At 66.0% G+C, this 23924-nt stretch carries 18 protein-coding genes; 6 read left to right on the top strand and 12 right to left on the bottom strand.

The features are described from left to right. Positions 1 to 356: 356 nt before the first annotated feature. On the top strand, positions 357 to 1031 hold the full coding sequence (locus HGK27_RS22395; protein WP_206245123.1) for a hypothetical protein: 675 nt from the start codon (positions 357 to 359) through the stop codon (positions 1029 to 1031). A gap of 121 nt (positions 1032 to 1152) precedes the next feature. Here HGK27_RS22395 and HGK27_RS22400 read toward each other — a convergent pair whose 3' ends face one another. The 4 genes from HGK27_RS22400 to HGK27_RS22415 form a co-directional block, all read right to left on the bottom strand. Continuing rightward, positions 1153 to 2175 (bottom strand): MucR family transcriptional regulator, encoded by a 1023-nt coding sequence (locus tag HGK27_RS22400; RefSeq protein ID WP_206245124.1) that lies wholly within the window; start codon positions 2173 to 2175, stop codon positions 1153 to 1155. 810 nt (positions 2176 to 2985) lie between these two features. Then, positions 2986 to 3579, bottom strand: a complete 594-nt coding sequence (locus HGK27_RS22405) for a response regulator transcription factor (RefSeq protein ID WP_206245125.1) — start codon at positions 3577 to 3579, stop codon at positions 2986 to 2988. Continuing rightward, positions 3576 to 5213: an ATP-binding protein gene (locus HGK27_RS22410; RefSeq protein ID WP_206245126.1), complete on the bottom strand. Its 1638-nt coding sequence runs from the start codon at positions 5211 to 5213 to the stop codon at positions 3576 to 3578. The genes HGK27_RS22405 and HGK27_RS22410 overlap by 4 nt, the downstream gene beginning before the upstream one ends. Positions 5214 to 5413: 200 nt before the next feature. Then, on the bottom strand, positions 5414 to 5659 hold the full coding sequence (locus tag HGK27_RS22415) for a hypothetical protein (protein WP_206245127.1): 246 nt from the start codon (positions 5657 to 5659) through the stop codon (positions 5414 to 5416). Between the two features lie 219 nt (positions 5660 to 5878). Between HGK27_RS22415 and HGK27_RS22420 the strand changes: the two genes are divergently transcribed. Next, entirely contained in the window at positions 5879 to 6139 is a 261-nt protein-coding gene (locus tag HGK27_RS22420; protein ID WP_206245128.1) for a GCG_CRPN prefix-to-repeats domain-containing protein, read from the top strand. A gap of 119 nt (positions 6140 to 6258) precedes the next feature. Here HGK27_RS22420 and HGK27_RS22425 read toward each other — a convergent pair whose 3' ends face one another. The 3 genes from HGK27_RS22425 to pdxR all read right to left on the bottom strand — a co-directional run bounded on the left by HGK27_RS22425 (position 6259) and on the right by pdxR (position 11820). Continuing rightward, positions 6259 to 9390: an amidohydrolase family protein gene (locus HGK27_RS22425; protein ID WP_206245129.1), complete on the bottom strand. Its 3132-nt coding sequence runs from the start codon at positions 9388 to 9390 to the stop codon at positions 6259 to 6261. Next, a complete protein-coding gene (locus HGK27_RS22430) occupies positions 9387 to 9986 on the bottom strand; it encodes an FMN-binding negative transcriptional regulator (protein WP_206245130.1) in 600 nt (199 codons plus the stop codon). Before HGK27_RS22430 ends, HGK27_RS22425 begins: the two co-directional genes overlap by 4 nt. 364 nt (positions 9987 to 10350) lie before the next feature. Then, positions 10351 to 11820 carry a MocR-like pyridoxine biosynthesis transcription factor PdxR gene (pdxR, locus tag HGK27_RS22435; protein ID WP_206245131.1) on the bottom strand — a complete coding sequence of 490 codons (1470 nt, stop codon included), beginning with the start codon at positions 11818 to 11820 and terminating at the stop codon, positions 10351 to 10353. Positions 11821 to 12147: 327 nt separating this feature from the next. On the opposite strand from pdxR, the gene HGK27_RS22440 reads away from it, so the two are divergent. Together HGK27_RS22440 and HGK27_RS22445 are read left to right on the top strand one after the other, a co-directional pair. Next, a complete protein-coding gene (locus HGK27_RS22440) occupies positions 12148 to 14328 on the top strand; it encodes a TonB-dependent receptor (RefSeq protein WP_206245132.1) in 2181 nt (726 codons plus the stop codon). Positions 14329 to 14489: 161 nt separating this feature from the next. Further along, positions 14490 to 16163 carry an amidohydrolase gene (locus HGK27_RS22445; RefSeq protein ID WP_206245133.1) on the top strand — a complete coding sequence of 558 codons (1674 nt, stop codon included), beginning with the start codon at positions 14490 to 14492 and terminating at the stop codon, positions 16161 to 16163. 12 nt (positions 16164 to 16175) lie between these two features. Here HGK27_RS22445 and HGK27_RS22450 read toward each other — a convergent pair whose 3' ends face one another. Together HGK27_RS22450 and HGK27_RS22455 are read right to left on the bottom strand one after the other, a co-directional pair. After that, positions 16176 to 16445 carry a hypothetical protein gene (locus HGK27_RS22450; protein WP_206245134.1) on the bottom strand — a complete coding sequence of 90 codons (270 nt, stop codon included), beginning with the start codon at positions 16443 to 16445 and terminating at the stop codon, positions 16176 to 16178. Positions 16446 to 16549: 104 nt separating this feature from the next. After that, the gene (locus HGK27_RS22455) at positions 16550 to 17998 is read right to left on the bottom strand and encodes a glycosyltransferase family 2 protein (protein WP_206245135.1); all 1449 of its coding nucleotides are present in this window, start codon (positions 17996 to 17998) and stop codon (positions 16550 to 16552) included. A gap of 60 nt (positions 17999 to 18058) precedes the next feature. Between HGK27_RS22455 and HGK27_RS22460 the strand changes: the two genes are divergently transcribed. Then, a complete protein-coding gene (locus HGK27_RS22460) occupies positions 18059 to 18622 on the top strand; it encodes a cytochrome b (RefSeq protein WP_206245136.1) in 564 nt (187 codons plus the stop codon). A 105-nt stretch (positions 18623 to 18727) separates the two neighbouring features. Further along, positions 18728 to 19558, top strand: a complete 831-nt coding sequence (locus HGK27_RS22465; RefSeq protein WP_206245137.1) for an aldo/keto reductase — start codon at positions 18728 to 18730, stop codon at positions 19556 to 19558. Between the two features lie 4 nt (positions 19559 to 19562). Here the strand turns inward: HGK27_RS22465 and HGK27_RS22470 are convergent, their stop codons facing one another. Genes HGK27_RS22470 through HGK27_RS22480 form a run of 3 tightly spaced genes read right to left on the bottom strand, consistent with a single transcriptional unit; the run spans position 19563 to position 23811 of the window. Continuing rightward, a complete protein-coding gene (locus tag HGK27_RS22470) occupies positions 19563 to 20627 on the bottom strand; it encodes a lipocalin-like domain-containing protein (RefSeq protein ID WP_206245138.1) in 1065 nt (354 codons plus the stop codon). After that, positions 20627 to 23140 carry an FtsX-like permease family protein gene (locus tag HGK27_RS22475; protein WP_206245139.1) on the bottom strand — a complete coding sequence of 838 codons (2514 nt, stop codon included), beginning with the start codon at positions 23138 to 23140 and terminating at the stop codon, positions 20627 to 20629. The genes HGK27_RS22470 and HGK27_RS22475 overlap by 1 nt, the downstream gene beginning before the upstream one ends. Beyond that, a complete protein-coding gene (locus HGK27_RS22480) occupies positions 23137 to 23811 on the bottom strand; it encodes an ABC transporter ATP-binding protein (RefSeq protein ID WP_241127746.1) in 675 nt (224 codons plus the stop codon). The genes HGK27_RS22475 and HGK27_RS22480 overlap by 4 nt, the downstream gene beginning before the upstream one ends. Positions 23812 to 23924 lie beyond the last annotated feature (113 nt).

Here is a 23924-nt window from a genome sequence, read left to right on the forward strand (position 1 = left end):
AACGGGGGAGTTTACCAGCCTCCTTCGGGGGCATGCGGCTTGCACGTCCTCGCCTTGCCCATTCAGGCAGGGCTTCAATCTGGCGGCCACCGGCTTCCAGCCGGTAGTATCGCTGGCGGGACAGAGCAGCGCAAAGGTGAAATCCCGCCCCTCTCTTGGTCAAGCCTTGTCGCCAATATGGCAAGGTCACATCATAAAGCCATCAGCATCCCGCTCCATCTTCAAGATCGGATATCGAAAACTACACCCGCCCCACGCTGTACTTGCCGCCCGACATATGCTGCATAGGACGCATGCAAAACAGGCTCTTGCCGTTCCGGACGAGTCTGCCCCCCGTGCTGAAGGATCTTTACCTTATGAAATGTCTCAAGGGCGTGCTGCTCTCGGTGCTTTTCGCCAATGCTGCCACCGCCCAGCCCGTCGCCGTGGTCAGCCCTGACAATTTCACCGCCGATCCGCTGTTTCAGCAATATATCTCCGACGAATATCAGTTGAGCCGCGCCCTTCAGGCCACCATGGTCAAGATGATGGACAGCAGCATCCCGCCAGAGGTCAAGGCCGCGGCTCCGGCCCTGCCCGGCTGCACGGATGAAATGCGCAAGGTTCTGGGCGACGGCGTCTTTATCACCCCGCTGATGAGCAAGCTGCAGAGCCTCAGCCCCGATGAGCGCAAGCAATTCGCCGCTTTCGCGCAATTTCTGCACAGTGCTGATGGTGGTCGCCTGATCGCGCTCAATCATGAGGCCATGGCTGTGTCGGACAAGCCCGATGACAATGGCATGCCGCAACTCGCGAGTGACCGTGACAGCAAGCTGGATCAGATCAAGACCTTGCTGCAAAACCAGCCTCAGCCCAATGAATTGCCGCAGGCCCTTTTCGGTCTGGGCATCTACATGCAGGGCATCGCCGAGCAATTCGCCAATGGCGGCGGGATCGAAGAGGCGCAGAAGAAGGTCTTCGCCAGCCCGGCCTGCACCGCTCTGCAGCAGCAGATGGACGCCTATGACAAGGCCCACCCGCAAAAGAAGTAAAGTGCTGCGCCAACCCCCGGGAGCAAGGTCAATATAGCCTTGCTTGCGGGGCGAAGGCCCTCAATAAAAACGCCGCCCGTTCCGTGAGGAGCGGGCGGCGTTCCTATGAGGAAGACTGTCCTCAGCCCTCTGCGGGAGTGGTCGCCGCAGGAGTCGGAGCAGCGGGAGCTGCCGGAGCCGCAGCGCTCTTCTTCGCAGGCGCGCGCTTGGCGGCCGCAGGCTTGGCCGCAGCAGCCTTGGCGTCAGCGGGCTTGGCCTCAGCCTTGGGCTTGGCGGCAGCCTTCGCCTTGGGTTCAGCCTTGGCCGTGGTCTTGGGCGCGGCGTCAGCCTTCACCTTGGGGGCAGCCTTCGCCTTGGGCTCGGCCTTGGGCTTCGGTTCAGCCTTGACCGCAGCCTTGGCGGGAGCCGTCACGGCGGCAACCGCAACCTCAGCCTTGGGATCGCGGGCCATACGGCGCGGCTTGGCGGCGGCGGCAGCCTTGGGCGCGGCAGCGGGCTTGGCCTCGGCAGCGGGCGTCTTGGCAGGAGCCGCCTCGGTGGCGGGGGTCACAGCCTTGGCGACGGCTTCCGTCTTGGGCTTGGCAGCAGCCTGCTTCGGCTTGGCGGCAGCAGCCGGAGCCTTCTCAGCCTTGGGGGCGGCGGCCTTTGCGGCCTTGGGCGCAGCAGCCTTGGCGACGGCAGCCTTGGGCGCGGCAGCGGCCTTGGCGGCGGGTGCAGCAGCGGCTTCGGGGCGCTTGCGGCCAAGGCCCAGCTTCTGGGCGATATCGCGGCGCTGCGCGGCGTAATCGGCGGCGACCATCGGATAATCCGGCTTCAGGCCATAGCGCTCACGGTATTCGGCAGGCGTCAGACCATGCAGCGCAAGATGACGCTTGAGCGTCTTGTACTTCTTGCCGTCGATCAGGCTGACAAGATGGTCATGCTTCACCGAAGCACGGGGCGAAACCGCCGGTTCATAGGTCACGACTTCGGCTTCGGGCGCCTTGTCCGTGTTGAGCTCGGTGATCGCCGCATGCATATCCTTCAGGAAGGAATGCACGTCCTGCGCCCCAGGGTTCACATTGGGGTTCTGCAGCCAGGCGATGGTGATTTCACCGGCCAGCTCGATCAGGCTTGCGACGTTCTCGGTATTGTTATCGGCCATGATTGTCCCTCTTCTCGTCAGGGAACCGAGGACTACGCGTCTGGTTCCCTTTCGTCAAATAAACTCGAAGACTTCCGTGCCGGAAGTCATTTTTCTCGCGGTGCGATCCGTCGGAAAGCTTCTGAACGATCGTTCATCAAAGCCATCCATCTTTCAAATTCCTGTAACCGACCCGATGCTCTCGACCCGGTTAACATATTGACTGTTCTTGAAAACTTGCAACCCTTCCGCCAGACTTGAACCACCTCTGCCCAACAGGTCAAAGCAGCGCTTCCGCCAGAATTGTTGCCATGATTTTATCTGCACCTGACACCGGAGAAACCGGCTCATAGCCCCAAAATGTTACTGAAGTCTGTTATCATCGACACTGTGACAAACGGTATAGCGGCAGACTTACTTCCTCTTGGCCTTGTGATGGAAGTCTTGGCCAGCGGCAACGCGCGATGACATGATCCTCAGCAGGCCGCCTGCCCACGCTGCCCGGTGAACCGTTCCCGCCCCCGTCCATGGTCCCTGCAAAGCATCGGCAGGACACAGTTGATCCCATGAATGTCATCATGATCGGCAGAGCCCATATCGCGATCATGGCAGGCAACGCAGCACCACGCATGCGTAGATCCTCTACCCCGGAAAGAGCATTCTCAAGAACACGATCCCGGAAGAGCAAGTCATCATAGCCCAAGCCGAACGGATCGGGCCTCTTCAACACACACTCATCTCATGGAAGATCAAAGATCACGCCACGAACCCGACCTCTTGGTCTTACCCCCAAGTCATCGCGCGGTCATGCCCTGCGGCCCCTGGCCCGTCTCAACCCTCACCGCGGCTGAGCGCGACAAGCTGGGCCAGGCCATTGGCACGGGTCTTGGCAACAATCGCGGCGCGATGATCCTCGACCGTCCGCACGGAAATCCCCAGCAACTCGGCGATCTCCTTGTTGCTGTGCCCCTTGACCAGCCAATCGAACACCTCGCGCTCGCGGCGGGTGAAGGCGCCGGTGGCCTGCTCGACCTGCCACTTGCGTGCCGACCATGCCAGCCCCTCGCGCACGGCAGCAATCAGGCGCGCCTCATCCAGCGGCTTTTCCAGATAGTCCAGCCCGCCATGGCGGCGCACCGCATCCACGGCATGGGCGGTGGTGGGCCAGGCGGTCATGAACACCAGTGCCACGCCGGGGTCACGGGCGCGCAGATGCTCGGCCAAGGTGAAGCCATCGGTTTCGGCCATCTGGATATCGCTGACGACACAGCTGAACCTTCTGGCCATCATCTCGCCCAGCAGGGCGGCGGGCTTCGTGAAGAAGCTGGCCTCGAAACCCTGCCGCACCAGCAATCGCGCCACCGCCGCCGCGAAATCGGCATCGTCATCAAGCACGGCCACGCAGGAAGAGGGCTGGATGGTCATGCACTGGCTCCGACGATGGGCAGGAAAAGAAGGAAGCGCACCTGCCCGGGGGCGTCCCTGCGTGACAGCCTGCCGCCATGGGCCTCGACGATGGTCCGCGCGATGGCGAGCCCCACACCCATGCCCCCACGACCGCTGCCATCGCCACCCGCGCCGCTGGCCGTGGCGGCGTTCACGATTTCGAGGCAGACCTCGCCGCCCTCGACATGCACATCGAGCCGCATGTCGGTCTCGGCCTGAGCCACCTGCGCATGGGCTGCCATGGCATTGCGCAACAGATTGACCAGCGCCTGAGTCAGCTCAACCTCCTGCGCCTGCACAAAGATGTCCTCCGCCACCGGATCGGTGCCAAGCCAGGCCCCCATCGCGCGCAGTTCGGGCGCCACGATCTGGCGGGCGGTCTGCACCAGCAGAGCCACCTGCACGGGGGAGGGTTCATCTACATCGCGGCCGCCAAAGCGGCGCAGACGCCGCACCATATCGGACAGTTCCCGCGCCTTGCGATCGACCAGCGCCGCGCTCGCCGCGATTTCGGCGGGGGCATCGCCGCAGCTCTCATTCAGATGCCGCGCCTCGATCGCCAGCGTGGAGAGCGGCTGGCTGATCTCATGGATCACCGCGACCGACATCGCCCGCAAGGTCTTGAGCCGCTCGGCCTGAAAGAGCATGCGGTTGCGCCGATCGAGACTGGCCTGCGCCCAGATCTGCGCATCGCAATAGCTGCCCGCCAGCCATGTCACCACAACGGTGGAGGCCAGCCCGAGATGCAGGCCCAGACGTTGCGTATAGGTCACCGCCTGCGCGGAATAGGGCAGCAGCATCACCACCTGCACGAAGATCGCCAGCCATGCGCCCCGCCGCCCGAAACGCAGCCCGATCCATGCGCCCGCCAGCAGCCCCGGGGCCGGCTGCACGCCCATGCCCGCGCGCCACAGAAACCATGCCACCAGCGTGCTGACCGCCAGAGCCCCGCCGCCTTCCAGCAAGGCCAGCGGCTTGAGGCGCGGCAGCGTCAGGCCGACTTTGCGCTGGATCACCTCATCCAGAAACAGCAGCACGGGGGCCAGCACCAGAATGCCCAGCAGATCCCCCACCACCAGACTGCTCAGCGCGATGACGAGATCGATGCCCTGACCGAAGGTCGGCTGCGTGCGCGGCAGGATCAGCTGGATCGGCTGAACCAGCAAGGCGTTGAGGATCGGGGCGCCGACAGCCGCCAGACCGAAGATCATCGGCGGCAGAAGGTTGGGCGCGCCACGCCGCACCGCCAGCCTCTGCAACACGGTGAGAACAAGGCCACAGGTCAGCGCCGGACGCATCACACCCAGAGCATCGTGCCATGCATCCGGCCCGGCCAGATCGACCAGCCCTGTCAACGCATCCACCGCCAGTTCTACGGCCATAAGCCATGGCGTCAGCCGGGGGCCCCAACGCCACAAGACGGCAAAGCGCAAGCCCGCCGCCGGATACCACAGCGAGAAGAAGCCCTCCCCGCCCCAGGGCCGCGCGATCCAGTGCAGCAGGGCAAAGCCGGCGGCATAGGCCGGTAACAGGAAGACATCCGTCCGGCGGCAGGCGAAAGCCCGCAGCGTGGTTTCAAGCTGCTGAAAACGGTGAGGATCTGGCGTTGACATGCCAGCCTGTGCTTGCCCGATCCGTCACCGGATCGATACCCGTAAAATTCACGGATCGACCCGGATGTGCGATCCTCCCATTGTGGCCTTGCGACCAGAAGGCCTGTCCGTTTCCGACGGGCAAGCCTGACACTGGCCGGTGGAAGGGATATCCCCTCCACCGGCCCTTTATGCGGCCTCAACTCCGGCCCGAACATCCATCAAAGCGGGCAGGAGAACGTACCGCCGGGGCGATAGATCAGATCCGTGCGCGGATCGTAATGCGGGTAATGCCGTTCGCAACGGGCCACATGGCGCCCCCAGCTTTCGCCGCGCCAGCCCGGAGGCGGAGGCGATGCCGGATAATAGGTGGTGCAGGCGCCGAGCAGGCTGCTCGCAAGCGGCACGAAGGCCAGCAGGATTGCCCGGCGGTTCAACGAAAAGGGGAAGGGTCGGGTCAAGGCCATGATGCGCTCCTGTGAGAATAACTCCGAGACTCAAAGCGCTTGAACGGGGCAGCAGCGAAAAGCCGTCGCGGCGGCTGCGCTTTTTTCCGGTTGATCCTCTCAGCCCCCTCTCCCCGATCCGGCACAAAAACTTTCGAAGCGCGCGACGGGAATTCCTGCACGCCCCGTTTAACCCGGGTCGGCCAGAACAACGGGCCGGTGCAACATTGGAGAGATCCTATGAAGAAGACCATCCTGCTGGCGGCGCTTGCTGTCAGCGCCGCGCTCTCATCCATCACGCCCGCTCAGGCCGCCGGTGGGTGCGGGCCCGGTTTCCATCGCGGCCCCTACGGCGCCTGCCGCCCCAACTATGGGCCGGGGCCAGCCGTCGTCGCTCCCGGACTGGCCGTGGGCGTGTTCTATCCCGGCCACGGCTATTGGGACGGTCACCGCTATTGGGGCCATCGCTATGGCTGGCATGGCGGCTGGCGCTATCGTTAAGCCATGGGATGAGCGGGGCCTTCACGATGGTCCCGCTCATCCAGCCTCAGCGAGCGATCGGCGGCTTGCCCGCTGACCATCTCATTTCCGGATGATCGCGTTTTCAACGCATGGCGGAGTCAGGGGTGCCGCTGCCACCATGGAGCCGGCAGCGCAGCGCCATCGTCCCGGGTCAGCGTCAGCGGATCGAAGCCGATCCCGCCGCGCATCACCAGCACCGTCTTGCGGGCATTGGCGATATCCAGCCGGGGATCGCCCTCCAGCACCAGCAGATCGGCCAGCTTGCCCACGCTCACCGTGCCGATGTCGGCGGGGCGACCGATGATGGTGGCATTGTCACGCGTGGCCATGGCCAGCGCCTCGATCGGCTTGGCGCCGCCCGCCACCATGGCGGCCATTTCCCAATGCATGCCGATGCCCTGCATCTCGCCATGGCTGCCAATGCCGACCAGACCGCCCATACGATGCAGACGCGTGGCATCCGCCGCGAAACGGGTGGCGCTCAGCCATTCCTCCGGGGTCCAATGGCGGCTGCGCAGCTTGGCCATCATCACCTCGGGCGGCATGAAGGCTTTCAGACGCGCCTCATCCTCGGGCCGCTGGGTCTGGATGGCGGTGGGCAGCATCGGCTGGCCGCCATACAGCACCGTCAGCGTGGGGTTGTAGGAAATCCCGCTGGCCACGAAGAGCCGCAGCACATCGTCATGCAGCGGCGTGACGGGGATGTTGTGCTCATTGCCGGAAAAGCCATCCACGGCATGAGTCATTTCCAGAATATAATCCGCCGCGCCCTCGGTGGTGGGCATCATGCCCAGCTTGCGCGAGGCCGCCACCATCGCCTGCCGCGCGGCGCGATCGCCCACCATATAGCTCTTGATGTTGCGGGTGCGGTAGGCCTCGCGATAGCGGGTCAGCACAGTCTCCGCGACCTTCTCGGAGGTGATCGCGCTGTTGACGAAAACCCCCGGCCCGGTGCTGAAGATGCGCGGGCCCACCTCGCGCCCGGCATCGATGCGGTCGCCATAGGCAAAGATGTCCGGCGTGAAGGCCTGCACCTCCAGCACCGAGGTCACGCCGTAAGCCAGATCGGCATGAAACTGCCAGTCCTGCGCATCCTGCACCGGGCGGCGCAGCGCGAAGAAATGGGCATGAGCATCGATCAGCCCGGGGGTGATGAATTTGCCCGTCTCATCGAGGATGCGCGTGTCTTTGGGGAGCGCAAAGGAACCACGCGGGCCAAGGGCGGCAATCCTGTCGCCCACCACCAGCAGGTCGGCATCTTCGATGGCCTTGTCGCCCTGCTCCATGGTCAGCACGGTGGCGCCGCGCAGCAGGGTAGGCGCGCTCGGCATCGCGCGCGGCAGGGTGATCGAGAGATCGCGCTTCTGCGCCGAGGCCTCAGGATCGGCAGCGGCGCGCAGGGTGGCCAGCGCAGCATGGCGCCATGCTGCACCCACCGTCCATGACAGGCCATCGCCATCCCAGCGCATCGTATCGGCGCCGATGGCCGTCACCTGCCGCTGCCCGGACGCGGGATCGGCCAGATCGGCCAAAGGCTTGCCTGCAGGCGGCATGGGCAGGATATGCAGCTCGAAAGCGGTGCGCGCCGCCAGCATCGTGCCATCGGGCGAAATGCGCAGCTCATCCACCGGGCGCTGTCCCGCGACATATTGCCCCATCGGTTTTGCCACCACCGAGGCGCGCTCGGTCAGCCTGCCATCGGCAAGCTGGGACAGACCTTCGGCGGTCTGCACAAAGATGCGGCCATCGGTGGTCTGCTGCAGATGGCGCAGCGCCATGCCATGGCCGATGGTGCTCACCGTGCCATCCGGGCTGACCTTCACCACATCGGTCGGCCCCGCCGGAGCGATCTCCTCATTGCGCATCAGCCGGTCGAATTGCGAGGACCACAGCGCGATCACGCTGCCATCAGCCTGCATCACCGGCTCGCGCCAATAGCCGTCGCGCGCGGTCAGGCGGCGCGGCGCGCCACCCTTCGCCGGGATCGACCACAGGCCCCCGCCCTGCTGGTTCCAGCGGATCAAGGCGATGCTCTTGCCGTCATGGCTCCATGCGGGCTGGAAAGCATCGCCATCGAGCAGCAGCCGCGGGGCGCCGCCTTTGGCATCGGCCACATAGAGGCGCCCCAAAGCGGTAAAGGCGATGCTTTTGCCATCGGGCGAGCGCGTGGCGGCTTCGGCCAGATGGCTGCGCACCGGGCCTTCCTCCACCCGCTGCACCACCCGGCTTTGCGGCGCCAGCGCAAGGTTCACCGGCGCCGTGAAGGGGATCGGCGTGCGGGCACCCGTGGCAAGATCCACCCGGGCAAAGCCGCCATCCACGCTCATCACGATGCTTTTGCCGTCGGGCGTGAATTGATAGCGCGGCAGCAGGTCGATGTAATAGGCGCCTTCCTGCCCGTCGCGATCCACGGGCCAGGTCAGCCAGCGGTCCTCTCCGGTGGTCAGGTCGCGCAAGCGCAGCCCCGTCTGCCCGCCCGCCTTGCGCGCGGCATAGGCCAGCAGCTTGCCATCGGGCGACAGCACCGGGCGCATGCCGCCGGGGATCACCGGCTCACTGGCGCCCGTGGCATTGTCGCGGCGGACGATCGTCCAGTTGGGAGGATCGGCCTCGGTCCAGGTGTGGCCGGGCTTGGTGGCGTAATAGACCGCCTTGCCATCCGGCGTGGGCACAGCGCCCAGCGCGTTGATCCTTTCGTCCCAGCCCTCATTGCCATGGGGCTGGGCGGCGACCAGGCGCTGCGGCTTGCCGCCATCGAGCGCCACGCGCCACAGTTCGAAGGCCAGAATGGAATGGACCGCGCGGCTGTAGGTCAGGCTCTTGCCGTCGGGCGCCCATTCCGGCGAGGTGTAGAGCGCCAGCGAGGTGTCCGGCGTCAGTTGCCGCGCCTGAGTCCCATCGCTGCGCGCGATCCAGAGATTGTCCGCCCCCGAACGGTCCGAGATATAGGCCACCCATTGCCCATCGGGCGAGATCACCGGATTGCGCTCATAGGCCGTGCCGGTCAGCACCGGGGTCGCCGTGCCGCCGCTGGCGGGCATGCGGTAGATATCGCCCAGCAGATCGAACCAGATCCACTGGCCATCGGGCGAAAGCGAGAGATGCGACCATGTCGCCTCATGCGCCTTGTAGCTCAGCGTATGGGGCGCGGCGGTGTCCTGCGCCTGCACGGCGGGGATCGCGGCGATCAGCGCCAGCGCGGCACCGGCCCACAGCAGGGAGCGCTTCATGCCTCGCGCCCCGGATTGAGGCGGCGCATCCAGTCGACCATCACCTTGTCCTCATGGCGTTCAAGGATATCAGCGTAAGAGACGGGGTCTTCATCCTGCCCCATCTTGAAACTGGCTTCCCCTGACAGGATCGTGGCACGGAAACCGATCACGCGGGCGATCAGCGGCTCCAGCCTTTCGCCTGCCTGCTCGATGGCCCAGGGCGCGGGCTGGGTTTCTTCCATCAGATTGGTCAGGCGGCGCACCGCCTCAATGGTGGAAATAGCTTCGAAATCGACGCTGACCTGAAAGCTGGCGACGGCATAATTCCATGTCGGCGCCCAGCCCGCGCGCGTGATGATCCCCGGCGACACATAGGCCTGCGGCCCTATGAACTGCACCATCGCCAGCGGATTGGCCCGCAGCGATGCCACCTGCGGATTGGCCCGCGAGCAGTGGCCGATCAGCGCTGTAAGCCGCCCCTCCGCATCGGTCTCGGCGATCAGCGGCAGCGGCGTGGCGGCAAAGCCCGCCGCATCATGGCTGGTAAGCCAGGCCAGCGGATAGCTGCGGATCAGGGCGAGGAGATCGTCGGGCGTGCCTTGGGGGAATTTCATAAGACTACTGTGCCTTGCAGCAGGGCGATGCGCCAAGCGCCAGATCAGGAAATGCAGGGGGGCCAGAAGGGGAGAAAGGGACGATGCGAGGGAGACTCTTTGTGGGTCGCATGTCTCAAGAGACATGCTCCAGGCCCTCACGCTCCCATGACGTGTCCCGACGCGCGGACAGAGGCGCCGCAATGATACGCCCAACCTCTCGACCTGTGCAACCTATGGCGCCGCAGGCTTGAAATCCGATAGCAATGCCTTGGGAAGACTGCCTGCGACGCAGCGACGTTGCTCCAAGGTCGAACCCGAAGCACAACGCAGACATGAACGGGAGCGCGAGGGTGTAACACCCTCGCATATCACCTTCTTCTCCCTAACCTTCCCCCCGCCCGATCCGCGCCAGAATGCCCACCGCCTCCACCGCCCGATCGCTGCGATGGCTGGCGAAACCCAGCCGCAGCCCATAGGACGCCGTATCGTCCAGCCGGTAGCTCTCGGAGGGCGCGAAACTGATCCCCGCGCCTTCCGCCCCCGCCTCGATGGCGCGCAGGGCGGCCAGATCGTGGAACTCCAGCCACATCGCCAAGCCGCCCTCGGGCAGGCGCGCGCTGGCCATGTCGGCGAATTGCTCGTTCACCGCCTGAGCCAGAACATCGCGGCGCTCGGCATAGATGCGGGTGGCCTTGCGCAGGTGGCGGCGCACCTCGCCCTCCTCGATCAGCATGGCGACAGCATCCTCGGTGAGGCGGTTGCCCATGCCGTCACTGACCGAAACCAGATGCGCCGCCGAGGCAATCACCTGAGCCGGCGCCACCAGATAACCGACGCGCAACGCCGGCAGCAGCAGCTTGGAAAGCGATCCCACATAGATCACCACATCGGGGGCATAGGCCGCCATGGGCAGCAGCGGCTGCGAACCAAGGCGGAATTCGTGATCGTAATCATCCTCGATGATGGCGAAGCCGAACTGCCGGGCCAGATCGATCAACCGCAGCCGCTTTTGCGGCTCCAGCGAGATTGTCGTGGGGAACTGGTGATGCGGCGTGAGGAACAGCGCGGCCACGGTGTGGCGGCGGCAGGCATGCTCCACGGCGTCAACGTCGATGCCGTCCGGCCCCATGCCCACCGGCAGCACCGGCATGCCCGCGCCGCGCAGTGCGGCCACAGCAGGCTCATAGGTCAGGGATTCCGCCAGAGCCACGGCGCCGGGGCGGGCCAACAGCCGCGCCGCGATGGAGATCGCCATCTGGCTGCCGCGCGTGATGCAGATGGTCTCCGCATCGGCGACCATGCCGCGTTCCTCGCGCAGCATGGTGACAAGGCTTTCGCGTAATTTCTCGCTGCCGCGCGGGTCGCCATAGCCCAGCTGCTGGCGGCGTGCGGAGAACAGGGCTGCTGTGCGATAGGCGCGCGCCAGCACCTCGGGCGGGAAGAGGCTGCCGTCGGGGCTGCCCTCGTCGAGCTTGATACGGCGGCCGCTGGGCACGGCGATGGGGCGCTCGGGCGGGGGCGCGAAGCGATAGATCGGGGCGCGGTCGATGGGGGCCTGAATGTCAATGGCGCGCGGGGGGCCATCGGGCAGATTGGTGGCGACCATCGTGCCGCGCCGCCCAGAGGTTTCCAGCCAGCCTTGTGAAACCAGCTCCTCGTAAGCCGAAAGCACTGTCTTGCGGTTGAGGCCAAGCTCCCCCGCCAGATCGCGCGTGCTGGGCAGCGGCGAGCCGGGGCGCAGCCGTCCGCGCTCGATCTCATGGATCAGCGCATGGACCAGCTGAAGGTAGAGCGGGCTGGCAAGGTCAGGGTCCAGCTTGTGCTGGAGAACGAGATTCCACGGGCGCCGCACTGGACCCTCCTTGATGGGTGATGACTGCCGATCGAAGGGGCCAATAGCGGGTCTATCCCCCGGGCTGTCAACCACCGGATTTGTGGCTTCTGCGCTGCACATACGTTGTTTGACGTAGGTTTTGGCCCCTTTGCGGCAGAATTTCCGCTTGTGTCATAAAACCGCCTTGGCCCCCTCGGGCTTTACGATTTGGCTGTTTCGGATTGCCGCGCGCTGATGTGGTTTGGCAGCCATCGGGGGGGGGGCTGGATGGGGCCCTCTTTCGGCACAGGGACATTCAGGCGGGGCAACCAAAGCCCGGCCAGCCAGACAATGAGGGACAAGATCATGCGCAAAGCTTTTCTGACGGGTGGGGGCCTGCTGGCACTGACAATGGCCGCACCGGCTTTCGCGGCGGATGCCGCTGAGGGGGCGACCGCCCCGGGTGACATCGTCGTTACCGCCACCAAGCGCGCCACCAGCATCAACCAGATCGGCGCGCCGATCAGCGCGGTCTCGGGCGATGAACTGGCGCGCATGAACGCCAACAGCCTTTCGGACTACATCACCCGCCTGCCCGGCGTGGTGTTCAACGATTATCAGCCCGGCGTGTCCGAAGTGGTGATCCGCGGCATCGCGGCCACCACCTATCACGAGCAGGGCCAGACCACCGTCGGCTATTACCTCAACGAAATCAGCATCGTGGAGCCCGGCTTCCCGATCGGCATCCCCGATATCGACACGTTCGATCTCGACCGGGTGGAAGTGCTGCGCGGGCCTCAGGGCACGCTGTTCGGCTCCTCCACGCTGGGCGGTCTGGTCAATTATGTCGCCAAGACGGCCGATGCCAGCAAGCTGGATGCCGCAGCAGAAACGCTGATCGGCAGCACCGCGCACAGCAATGGCGAGGCGAATTACGCGGGCAAGCTGATGGTCAACATCCCCATCATCACCGACAGGCTGGCCGTGCGCCTGATGGCGCTGCAGCGCTTCGATGCGGGCTATATCGACAACATCGGCATCGGCAAGAAGGGCGCCAATGATTTCCGCACACGCGGACTGCGCGGGTCGGTCGTCTGGACGCCGATGGACGGCACCAAGCTGACCTATATGCTCTCCGCGCAGGACACGCGGCTGGACGATGGCACCTACATCACCACCGCCCACACCTATGACCGCGTGACCCAGCGCGCCGAGCCGCAGACCACCGGCATGCTGCTCAACAGCCTGCGGCTCGATCAGGATCTGGGCAAGATCGCCACGCTGACGGTGATCGGCTCGACCGACCGCAAGGACAACACCACCACCTTCAGCGATCCCTATGGCTATGTCACGGGCATCACCACCGGGCCGAATGCGGCATGGGACACGGCTGTCGCCAATGCCAACATCAAGACCATCGAGGCGCGCGTCGCCAGCAAGGACAATGGCAGTGCATGGCGCTGGCTGATCGGCACCAGCTACATGCATGCCACCAAATATTCCTATGACCAGATGTGGGCGCCGGGCGCTCAGGCGATCATCGGCTCGGTGCTGGCGCCCAATGACCGTATCTATGGCTATCGCTCGAACACGCTGAACGAGGATCTGGGCATCTTCGGCGAAGTCACCTGGAAACCGGTGCCCATGCTGGAGGTGACCGGCGGCGGGCGTTGGTTCCACACCCGCGCGGCGGGCGATGTGCTCAATCAGGCCAGCTTCCTCTCGGGCAGCACCACCGATCTTTCCGGCCATGTCGACCAGCGCGAGAACGGCTTCACCCCCAAGGCCAACATCACCCTGCATGCCGACAGGAACACGCTGTTCTACGCCACATGGTCGCGCGGCTATCGCGTGGGCGGGATCAATCCCAATGCCGGGCTGCTGCCCGCCATCCCCGCCGCCTATGGCAGCGACAAGGTGACCAACTATGAAGTCGGCGCCAAGAGCCAGCTGTTCCAGAAGCGTCTGTCACTCGACCTGACGCTGTTCGATATGGAATGGAGCAACATTCAGGCCCGCGAATTCGGGCCCGGGCCGTCCTATTACTCCTATGTCGTGAATGCCTCGGGCGCGCGGGTGCGCGGTGTGGAGTTCTCCGGCGCGGCCACGCTGATGAAAGGCCTGAGCGCCACCACCAGCGTGACCTATCAGGATGCCCATCTCACCTCCTTCCTGCCTTATGAATATGCGGTGGGTGGCGGTTATGCCTCGGGCAGCACGCTGCCGGGCTCGTCCAAGTGGTCGATCTCGAACAGCCTGCGCTATGAGGCCAATGATCTGCCCGGCAAGCCCGCGCTGGAGATCGCGCATCGCTATCTCTCCAAGGCGCCGGTCGCCTTCGGGTCGGACAGCACGCGCGGCGGTTTCAACATCGTGGACGCCAGACTTTCGGCGCAATTGCCGCATCATGTGCGGGCCACCGCCTTCATCAACAATCTGTTCAACACCTATGGCATTTTGAGCGGGCCTTTCACCGCCCAGACGGCGCCTGCCTATTCGATCGTGCGCCCGCGCACCATCGGCCTGCGTCTGGACTGGAGCCTCTAACCAGTGCCGGGGGTTCTGGCCCCCGGCGAAAAGCCGGTCTGGAGGGTGTTTCTGCCTTCCAGACCGGCATGCTACCGATAAAGACCCTTCGTTGTCGCATCGTTTTGCGCGAAAAACCGGTTCCCACTTTTTCGCACGATGCTCTGGATCAGGATAGACCTATGCTTGACCGCCGTTTGTTCATGGGAGGCGCCGCCGCCCTGATCGCCAGCCAGAACCGCCTGATGGCCGCGCAGAATGGATCTGGGGCCGGCCTGGACATTGCGCTGGTCAACGGCAGTTTCTGGACGGGCGTGCCGGGCGCGGCGCGCGTCAACGCCATCGGCATCCGGGGCGACCGCATCGCCGCTCTGGGCGCCGATCAGGTGAAGGCTATGGCCACGCGCGGAACGCAGATCGTGGATCTGAATGGTGCCTTCGGCATGCCCGCCTTTGCCGATGGGCATACGCATTTCCTGAAAGGCTCGGCGGAGCTGACCCAGCCCGATCTGCTTTCGGCCACCAGCCGCGCGGATTTCGCGGCGCGGCTGGGCGCGGCGGCACGGGCCCGCCCCGGCAAATGGATTCTGGGCGGATCGTGGGATGAGCAGCGCATGGGCGGCCAGTTGCCGACCCATGAGTGGATCGATGCCGTCACCCCTGACACGCCCGTCGCCGTGCCGCGCACCGATCTCCATTCCTATCTGCTCAACAGCGTGGCGCTGAAGCTGGCGGGCATCACGCGTGACACGCCCGATCCGGCAGGCGGCATGATCATCCGCGATGCGCAGGGCAACCCCACCGGCGTGCTGAAAGACAATGCCAAGGCGCTGGTCGAGCGGGTGATCCCGCCCATGTCGGAGGAGGATACCGATGCCACGATGCTCAAGGGCATCCAGCATGGCCTCTCCAAAGGTTTTGCCCGCATCCACAATCCGGAAATCAGCTGGGAGGTGCTGCCCGCGCTGCGCCGCCTGCATGCGCGCGGTCTGGTCGATCAGCGCTTCTATTGCTTCGTGCCGATCCAGGATCAGGGCAAATTGCTCGACATCATCAAGAGCGACGGTCGCGGCGACGACTGGCTGCGCTGGGGCGGTGTGAAGGCGCTGGCCGATGGCTCGCTGGGCGCGCGCACGGCAGCCTTTTTCGAGGCCTATGCCGATGCGCCCGAGCAGAAAGGCCTGTGGGTCACCCAGCCCGACGAATTGCACCATCTGATTGCCGAGGCTGATGCCCATGGCCTGCATGTCGCCACCCATGCCATCGGCGACCGCGCCAATGAGGTGGTGCTGGACATCATGCGCGATGTGGCGGCGGCCAATGGCCCGCGCGACCGCCGCTTCCGCATCGAACATGCCCAGCATGTGCGCCTGTCCGACATTCCGCGTTTCGCGCAGCAGAATGTCATCGCCTCGGTCCAGCCCTTCCATGCCATCGATGACGGGCGCTGGGCGGTGAAGCGCATCGGGCAGCAGCGTCTGGCGGGCACCTATGCCTTCCGCTCCTTCTTCGATGCCGGGGTGAAGGTGGCCTTCGGCTCGGACTGGCCGGTGGCGCCGCTCGATCCCTTCATCGGCATCAGCGCCGCCGTGCTGCGCCAGACCATCGATGGCGCCAATCCCGGCGGCTGGCTGCCGAACCAGAAGGTGACGGTCGAGCAATCCATGCATGCCTACACCTGGGGCAATGCCTATTCCAGCTTTATGGAGGACCGCGCCGGTCTGCTGGCGCCCGGCTATTACGCCGACATCGCCATTCTCGACACCGATCTGCTGGCCGTGGCGCCCGAAAAGATCGCGGCGACGCAGGTGCTCAAAACCATCGTGGGCGGCAAGACGCGCTATCAGGCCGGGTGATCCCGGCGCTGATCAGCGCCGCCTGCGCCATAGCACGATGAGCGAGGCCACGCTCCATCGCGCCACGGTGAAGGCCCCGACCGTCAGCAAGGCGGCGGTGACAAAGCCGCTCAATGTCCCCGCATGGGCCAGCGGGACAGCGATCAGGACGATGAGGGTGAGCAGCTTGACCAGCGGCGGCAGCTGATCCCGGTTGCTCCAGCTTTTGATCACCCCGCGCTTGCCGCTTTCGACAAGCACACCCGCCATGCCGCCCAAACTGATGGCTTCGATCAAGACCATGCCTACTCCATCGGGCAATCCGGCCCGCCTCAAAAACCCTGACGCGGGCCATCCTGCTTCAAGACGGCGGTATGCGCAATCGCCGGAAAGGCAGCTTGAAGGCCTTACACCTGCTCGGCCAGCAGGGGGATGGCGGTGCGATGCTGCTTCACCCAGCTCTCCCGCCCCGAGAGAAAGGCACCCCAGCCCCAGAGCGCCCCGGCATGGCGCAGCAGCTGAAAGGTAAAGGGCTCGGCAAAGGAGACCAGCACGGCCACGCCCAGCCCCAGCCCGTCGGTCTGCCCCGTCCAGCGGCGGTAGAGCGTGATCGACCACAGATGGAAGCTGAGATCCAGCGCCACCTTGGCCACCATCACCGAAAGGATCGGCACGGCCAGCGCGATGCCATGCGTCAGGAACAGGCTGATCAGCACGGCAAAGGCCGTCAGCCCATAGATCGGCTGGAAGGTGTCCACCGCCTTGACCGGCAGCATGCGCGTGCCCAGCTTGCCGAAGCTTGCATTGCCCACCATGTCGCGGTTCCAGTGCTGGGTCTGCAGGAAGCCGCCGAACCAGCGCCGCCGCTGGCGCAGAAAGGCCAGCGGGCTGGCCGGAGCATCGGTGCTGGCGATGGCATCGCCGATCACGCGGGTCCGCCAGCCGCGCCCGGTTTCGGCAGAATGGCGGTAGAGGCGGTGGATCAGCTCATAATCCTCGACCATGCATTCGGGGTCGAAACCGCCGACCTCCAGCACCGCATCGCGGCGAAAACCGGCAAAGGCGCCCGAGATCAGGAGCAGCCCGTCCTGCCGCATCCAGGCATAGCGCGAGAGGAAATTGCGGACATATTCGTAGCGCTGAAACGTCTCGAAAATCCGCCCCGAAAGCTGCGGCCCGCAGATCGGCCTGATCACGCCGGTGGCCGCCACCAGTTCCGGCTCGACGGCAAAGGCACGGCGCATCGCGGACAGCGAGCCGGGCGCCAGCAGCGTATCGGCATCCACCGTCAGCATCAGATCGGTGTCGACATGAATGATCGCGGCATTGAGCGCCCGCGCCTTGCCGCCATGGGGCAGCCGCAGCCAGCGCAAGGCGGGCATGCCCGGCGCCGGGCCGCTGATCTCGCCAGGCGCGGGCATGGTCAGGCCGTAAAGCTCTTTCAGCACGCGGGCGCTGTCATCATTCGAGCCGTCATCGGCCAGCAGGATCAGTTCGGGCGGGTCCTCCTGTTTTGCCAGACGGTCGATGGTGACGCCCAGCACCGGCGCCTCATTGCGCGCCGCGATGATCACGCCCAGCGTGGGGCGGGTCGCAGGCAACGGGGGCGTTACCGGGCGCGCGGCATGGCGCAGCGGCAGGATGCTCCATGCGGTGAAGAGCAGCAGCGCCGTGTCATAGAGGATATAGGCGATCCCCACGCTCCAGCCCCACAGGTTGGCGCGCAGGAACACCTGAAGCGTCAGCGTGAGAAACAGGATCGGCGAAATCAGCCCGATCACCCGGCTGACCAGCGGCACCGGGCGGGGCGCGAGACGCGGCGACTGAAGATCGAAAGCGTGCTGAAGCATGGTCATTGCGTTGTTACCGGCGTTGGACGATGAATAGGGCGACCGCGCTGCGGAAGGAACAGAAGAATGGTAAAGCGTTACACGCATGCGGCCATAGCATTGCACTGGCTGATTGCGATCATGATCATTGCCAATATAGCGCTGGCCTGGATCTGGCCGCATGCCGCCGACGAGCAGGTGCGCCCGATGATCAACGCGCATAAATCCATCGGCATCACCGTGCTGGGGCTGGCCATCATGCGGTTGCTGTGGCGCTTCACCCATCGCCCGCCCGCCTATCCGCCCTCCTATCAGGGCTGGGAAAGGGCCGCATCGCATGGCGTGCATGGGCTGCTTTATGCGGTGATGTTCGTGATGCCGCTGACGGGCTGGATCATGGATTCGGCGTGGAAGGATGCCGGCACGCATCCGATGTTCTGGTTCGGCCTGTTCGAATGGCCACGCATTGCCTGGTTCCAGCACCTCGATCCGGCGCTGCGCGACCGTCTGCATGACGGTTTTGGCGCGGCCCATGGGCTGGCCGCCTATGCGCTTTATGCGCTGTTTCTGCTGCATGTGGGCGGGGCGCTCAAGCACCAGTTCCTTGACCGCGAGCGCGAGTTGCAGCGCATGTGGCCCGGGCGGGACTGAGCGCGATATCGGCAGAAGCGGCGCTGATCAGCGCTCAGGCAGCCTCAGACCGTTTCGACACATTTGCAGCGTGAACCATCCCGTTGATGGCGCGTGGGAGCCAGCATGAAGACGATCGCCTTTCCCGATGGCACGCAGCTGCCCGCCCTTGGTCTCGGCACATGGATGATGGCCGAAACCCCCGCCCGCCGCGCGCAGGAGATCGCCGCCCTGCGTGAGGGGATCGCGCTGGGCATGGTGTTGATCGACACGGCGGAAATGTATGGCGAAGGCGAGGCCGAAAGGCTGGTGGGCGAGGCCATGGCAGGGCTGCGCGATCAGGTCTTTCTGGTCAGCAAGGCCTATCCGCAGAATGCCTCGACCAGCCGCTTGCGGCGCGCCTGCGAGGCGAGCCTGAGGCGTCTGGGCACCGACCATCTCGATCTCTATCTGCTGCATTGGCGCGGCAACGTGCCGCTGGCCGAAACCGTCGAGGCGATGGAGGGGCTGGTTGCGGCGGGGCTGATCGCCCGCTGGGGCGTCAGCAATCTCGACACCGACGATATGGCGGAGCTGGTCGCGGCAGGCGGAGACGCATGCGCAACAAACCAGATCCTCTACAATCTCACGCGGCGGGGGCCTGAATGCGATCTGCTGCCATGGCTGGGGCGGCGTTCGATCCCGGTGATGGCCTATAGTCCGGTCGAACAGGGCCGGCTGCTTGGCCATCGCGGTCTGGCCGAGGTGGCCGGACGGCATCAGGCCAGCACGGCGCAGGTGGCGCTGGCATGGCTGCTGCGGCAGGATGGCGTGCTGCCCATCCCCAAGGCCGGTTCGGTGGAGCATGTGCGCGACAATCGCGTCGCCGCCGATCTTGTGCTGAGCGAGGCGGATCTGGCCGATCTCGAACGCCTGTTCCCCAGACCTGCCAAACGTGGCCCGCTGGAGATGCTGTAAGCTGTCACAAATGCAGTTGGCTCGCATAGCCCGTCAGTTCGAGATAGCCACGCCCGCTAGGCACGCTGACGGCGCCCTCCCAATAGACCGGACTGCCAGCGGCCCGCCCGTCCAGTTCCTGATCATCGAACAGCGGCGCCATCGGCAGTTCTCGCAGTCCGCCGGGCAGCCGCACGCGCAGCACGGGATCGACCGGATAGAGCCCCCCGGTGCGCGCCGACCGCCAATGCCGCCGCGCCGTAAAGCTGACATCCTGCGGCGCCAGCACGGCGATCTGGCCCGCAGGCGCGCGATAGCTGCCCCCGGCCCACAGCGCGCTGCCATCCTTGCGGCGGATGCGGAAGGCCATCAGGGCGCCGCCATCGTCGAAATTGAGGCCTGTCCAGTCCCAGCCCACGGCGCCCTCGGGCAGATAGCTGGAGGACCATTCGCGGTCGAGCCAGGCTTCACCGCCGACAGATTGCGCATGCCCCTGCTCGCTCACCGTTCCGCTCACGGCCAGATGGGGCATGCTGTAATAGCGGCTGGCCGCGCCCGCGTCCGGCCCCTTGCGGCTGAAACCATGATCGCCCTCGGGCAGGATGGGCTGGGCGGGGCGAAAGGTGAGGTCCAGCGCAAAACCCTGCCCCGCCACATGGGCCACGAAACGCCCATCCGGCAGGCGGCGCAGATGCCAGTCGTCCAGCACCACATCGGTGTCGCTGCGTGAGGCCTGCGCCAGCCCCAGCCCCTCACGCGCGATGCGTTCGCCATGGAGCAGATGGCCCAGCGCCGGGTCCGACAGCGCGGCATGGGCCAGCAGGATCTGGCGTGGGGCAAAGGCGCTGCGGCTCTCGCCCCCCAGCCCCGTCGCCGAGCGGAAGAAGGTGATCTGGAAACCGCGATGCCTGCCGCCCGGCCCATCCAGCCAGCCGGTGAGATACCACCATTCGGTGCGATACTCGGGATGGGCCCCGTGATCGCGCGGGAAGCTCAAAGCCACGCCGGGCTTCACCGAGGCAAAGCGACGGTCCGCAGGCGAGGCCGCGATCAGCGCGATCATGGCCAGCAGGGCGATCCACCGCCGCATCACCAATCCTCCCTCACCGCGCGCACGGCATTGAGCGAGGTGGCGCGGCGCCCGGCGATCATGGCCGTCAGCGAGGAGGCCGCCACAAGTGCCAGCGCAACCCCGGCCAGCAGCCCCAGAGGGAAGCGCGTCTCCATCGTCCAGTTGAAGGATTGCGGATTGACCACATGGATCAGCACCTGCGCCAGCACGCAGCCCAGCGCCACCCCCGCCACACCGCCGACCAGCCCCAACAAGGCGCCCTCCATCCCCAGCATCGCCACGATTTGCCGCCGCGTGACGCCCAGATGGCGCAGCATGCCGAATTCGCGGGATCGCGCGATGGTCTGGGCCGAGGTGGTGGCTGCCACCCCCGCCAGCCCGACCAGCACGGCGATGATCTCCAGCCCATAGGTGATGGCGAAACTGCGGTCGAAAATCGCCAGCGCGCGGGCCTTGAGCGCGCGCGTCGGCACGATCTCCAGCTCCTGCGCCAGAGCGGGCGGCAGGGCGGAGCGCAGTGCCTGCATCACGGCGGCAGGGTCGGCACCGGGGGCCAGATGCACGGCGGCTTCGCCGCGGGCGCTGTCTCCGGTAAGGCTGGTGTAGGCGCCGCCCTCCAGCGCGATGGTGCCATCCTGCCGGCCATAATCGCGATAGATGCCCGCCACGAACACCGGAACCCGCCGCGCCCCCAAAGGCAAGGCCAGCGTGGCGCCCGGCGCCAGATGATAGAGCCGTGCCGCCGGTTCCGACAGACGCACCGCCAGCCGTCCCTGTGGTGCGGGCAAGGCGGGAGCCAGCGTGGCGGGTTGGGCATCCTGACCATCGCGCAGCACCAGCATGAGGGGCGGGCGATCGGGCGCGAGGGTCAGGCGATGCTGCGCCCCGAAGGTGATCGCGGCCACGCCCGGCAGATGCAGCAGGCTGGCCTGCTCCGCGCGGTCGAAAGGGGTATCGCCCTGAGCGGTGGCGTAGATATCGGCGGTCAGGATGGCGTCCAGCCATGTCTCGACCGAGCTGCGAAAGCTGGCGACCATCACCGCCATGGCAATCATCAGCCCCACGCTGGCCACGATGCCCGACAGCGCCACCGCCGCCTGACTGGGCGCGCCCCACAGCCGCGCGATGGCCAGCTGCACGGCCGGCGAGGTGAAAGACCGCCTCGCCAAAGGCGCCAGCAGCGTGCGGGCCAGCCATGGCATGGCCATGATGCCTGCCGTCAGCAGCAGGGCGATCGCGCCATAGCCGAACAGGGCAATCCCGCCCACGGCAGGCAGCAGGGCGCAGCCCGCGCCCAGCAGCGCCAGCAGCAGCGCAGGCATGATGCGCGGCCGGTGCCCCGGATCGACCGCATCGCCCGGATTGCGCAGCGCCACCGCCGGCGCGATCCGCGACACATGCCATGCCGGCACCAGACTGCCGACCAGCGCCGCCCCCAGCCCCAGCAGCGAGAAGCCCAGCGCCGCGCCGGGCGTAAAGCGCAGCGCCGGAGCGCCCTCACCGGAAAAATAGCCGCTGCCCAGATCGCCGCCCACCAGATGCAGCACGCCCATCGCGATCAGCAGCCCCAAAGCGATCCCCAAAGCCGCGCCGACGCAGCCCAGCAACAACCCCTCGGCCACCAACTGCCCCAGCAGCAGGCGCCGCGAGGCCCCCATCACCCGCAGCAGCGCGAAATGCGCCCTGCGCCGCGCAATCGACAGGGCCTGCGCCGAATAGACCAGAAAGCCGCCCGTCAGCAGCGCCACCAAAGCCAGCATATCGAGATTGACGCGATAGGCGCGCGACAGGGCATCGCTGCGGCTCTGATCGTCCTGAGCATCGGCCAGCACCGCATCGCCGGGCAGCATCGGGGCCATCGCCGCCCTCACCCGCGCCGTATCGGCGCCCGGCGCCAGTTTGAGATCGATCCTGTCGAGGCGGCCCAGACGCCCGAAACGGTCCTGCGCGGCGGCGATATCGATCACCGCCAAAGCCCGCCCGCTCACGCCGGGAAGCGTGCCCGCAAGGCGAAAGCGCTGTTCCCGGCCATTGGCGACCAGCGGCACATGGTCTCCAACAGAGTGGCGAGGCATCCAGTCCTGCGGCAAAAAGACCGAGTCCGGCGCGAAGGCCGCGCTCTCATCGCCTTGCGCCGGGCGGGGCAGCAATGCGGGTGTCACCACGCCTGCGCGCAGCACATCAAGGCCCAGCACATCCACCAGGCGGCCATCCAGTCGGGCCCGCAGCACCACGACCGGGCTGGCCCCGGCGATCCCCGGCAGGCGGGCGAGGCGTGGATAAAGCGCCTCGTCAAAGCCCTGAGTTCCGGCGGCCTGAATGCGCAGATCCGCGCCGCCATTCACCGAAGCCAGCCCGCGCGCAAAGCGATCAAGCGCCGAGGCATTGACCAGATGCACCGCAAAGCCCAGCGCCACGCCGATGGCAATCGCCATCACCGCCGTGACGATCCGCCAGGGATGCGCCCGCCACTCGCCAAGGATCATCCAGCGCGGGATGACCGTGGCGCGCGCGGCGGGCAGGCGCTTCATCCCGGCACCAGTCCGGCAGAGGTGAGGCGCAGGATGCGGTCCGCCGAGGCCGCCGCCACATCCGAATGGGTGACCAGCAGCGCGCCCGCGCCAGCCTCACGCAGTTGCGCCACCAGCAGGGCCAGCACGCGCGCGGCGGTCTCGGGGTCGAGGTTGCCGGTGGGTTCGTCAGCCAGAATCAGCGCGGGGCGGTGGATCAGCGCGCGGGCGATCGCCACGCGCTGCAGCTCTCCGCCCGAAAGCGCCGCCGGATAATCCGCAGCCCGCCCCTCGAGCCCGACCGAGGCCAGAAGCTGCGCCGCCCGGGCCATGTTCTGCGCGGGATCTTCGCGCAGCAGGGCCAGCGGCAAAGCGACATTCTGCCCCAAAGTGAGATGCGGCAGGATATGAAAGGCTTGAAACACAAAGCCGATCATCCGGCTGCGCAGGGCGGCGCGGGCATCCTCATCCAGCGCGGCCAGATCGGTGCCCTCCAGCAGCACCTGTCCGGCATCGGGCACATCGAGCCCCGCCGCCAGATTGAGCAGCGTGGATTTGCCGACGCCCGATTCCCCCATGATCGCCACCACCTCGCCCGGCGCGACATGCAGGGACAGGCCATCGAACAGCACGCGCCCGTTGGGCAGGCTCTTGCGCAGATCGGCAAGGGAGAGAAGGGGTTGCGTCGTCACAGCCCGGGGTAAACCACGCTTGCGCCCTTTGTGTAAGCCCTTTCCAAAGCATGGGCTCAAGGAGGGTCGGCGTGCGGGGAGGCGTTGTCGGCATATGGCCAGATAAGGCACCA

This window comes from Novosphingobium terrae, assembly GCF_017163935.1.
GTDB lineage: Bacteria > Pseudomonadota > Alphaproteobacteria > Sphingomonadales > Sphingomonadaceae > Novosphingobium > Novosphingobium terrae.

Excerpts from the sequence above, each read along its gene's own strand:
- HGK27_RS22395 (WP_206245123.1), top strand. The coding sequence starts at position 357 with ATGAAATGTCTCAAGGGCGTGCTGCTCTCGGTGCTTTTCGCCAATGCT.
- HGK27_RS22400 (WP_206245124.1), bottom strand. The coding sequence starts at position 2,175 with ATGGCCGATAACAATACCGAGAACGTCGCAAGCCTGATCGAGCTGGCC.
- HGK27_RS22405 (WP_206245125.1), bottom strand. The coding sequence starts at position 3,579 with ATGACCATCCAGCCCTCTTCCTGCGTGGCCGTGCTTGATGACGATGCC.
- HGK27_RS22410 (WP_206245126.1), bottom strand. The coding sequence starts at position 5,213 with ATGTCAACGCCAGATCCTCACCGTTTTCAGCAGCTTGAAACCACGCTG.
- HGK27_RS22415 (WP_206245127.1), bottom strand. The coding sequence starts at position 5,659 with ATGGCCTTGACCCGACCCTTCCCCTTTTCGTTGAACCGCCGGGCAATC.
- HGK27_RS22420 (WP_206245128.1), top strand. The coding sequence starts at position 5,879 with ATGAAGAAGACCATCCTGCTGGCGGCGCTTGCTGTCAGCGCCGCGCTC.
- HGK27_RS22425 (WP_206245129.1), bottom strand. The coding sequence starts at position 9,390 with ATGAAGCGCTCCCTGCTGTGGGCCGGTGCCGCGCTGGCGCTGATCGCC.
- HGK27_RS22430 (WP_206245130.1), bottom strand. The coding sequence starts at position 9,986 with ATGAAATTCCCCCAAGGCACGCCCGACGATCTCCTCGCCCTGATCCGC.
- HGK27_RS22440 (WP_206245132.1), top strand. The coding sequence starts at position 12,148 with ATGCGCAAAGCTTTTCTGACGGGTGGGGGCCTGCTGGCACTGACAATG.
- HGK27_RS22445 (WP_206245133.1), top strand. The coding sequence starts at position 14,490 with ATGCTTGACCGCCGTTTGTTCATGGGAGGCGCCGCCGCCCTGATCGCC.
- HGK27_RS22450 (WP_206245134.1), bottom strand. The coding sequence starts at position 16,445 with ATGGTCTTGATCGAAGCCATCAGTTTGGGCGGCATGGCGGGTGTGCTT.
- HGK27_RS22455 (WP_206245135.1), bottom strand. The coding sequence starts at position 17,998 with ATGACCATGCTTCAGCACGCTTTCGATCTTCAGTCGCCGCGTCTCGCG.
- HGK27_RS22460 (WP_206245136.1), top strand. The coding sequence starts at position 18,059 with ATGGTAAAGCGTTACACGCATGCGGCCATAGCATTGCACTGGCTGATT.
- HGK27_RS22465 (WP_206245137.1), top strand. The coding sequence starts at position 18,728 with ATGAAGACGATCGCCTTTCCCGATGGCACGCAGCTGCCCGCCCTTGGT.
- HGK27_RS22470 (WP_206245138.1), bottom strand. The coding sequence starts at position 20,627 with ATGCGGCGGTGGATCGCCCTGCTGGCCATGATCGCGCTGATCGCGGCC.
- HGK27_RS22475 (WP_206245139.1), bottom strand. The coding sequence starts at position 23,140 with ATGAAGCGCCTGCCCGCCGCGCGCGCCACGGTCATCCCGCGCTGGATG.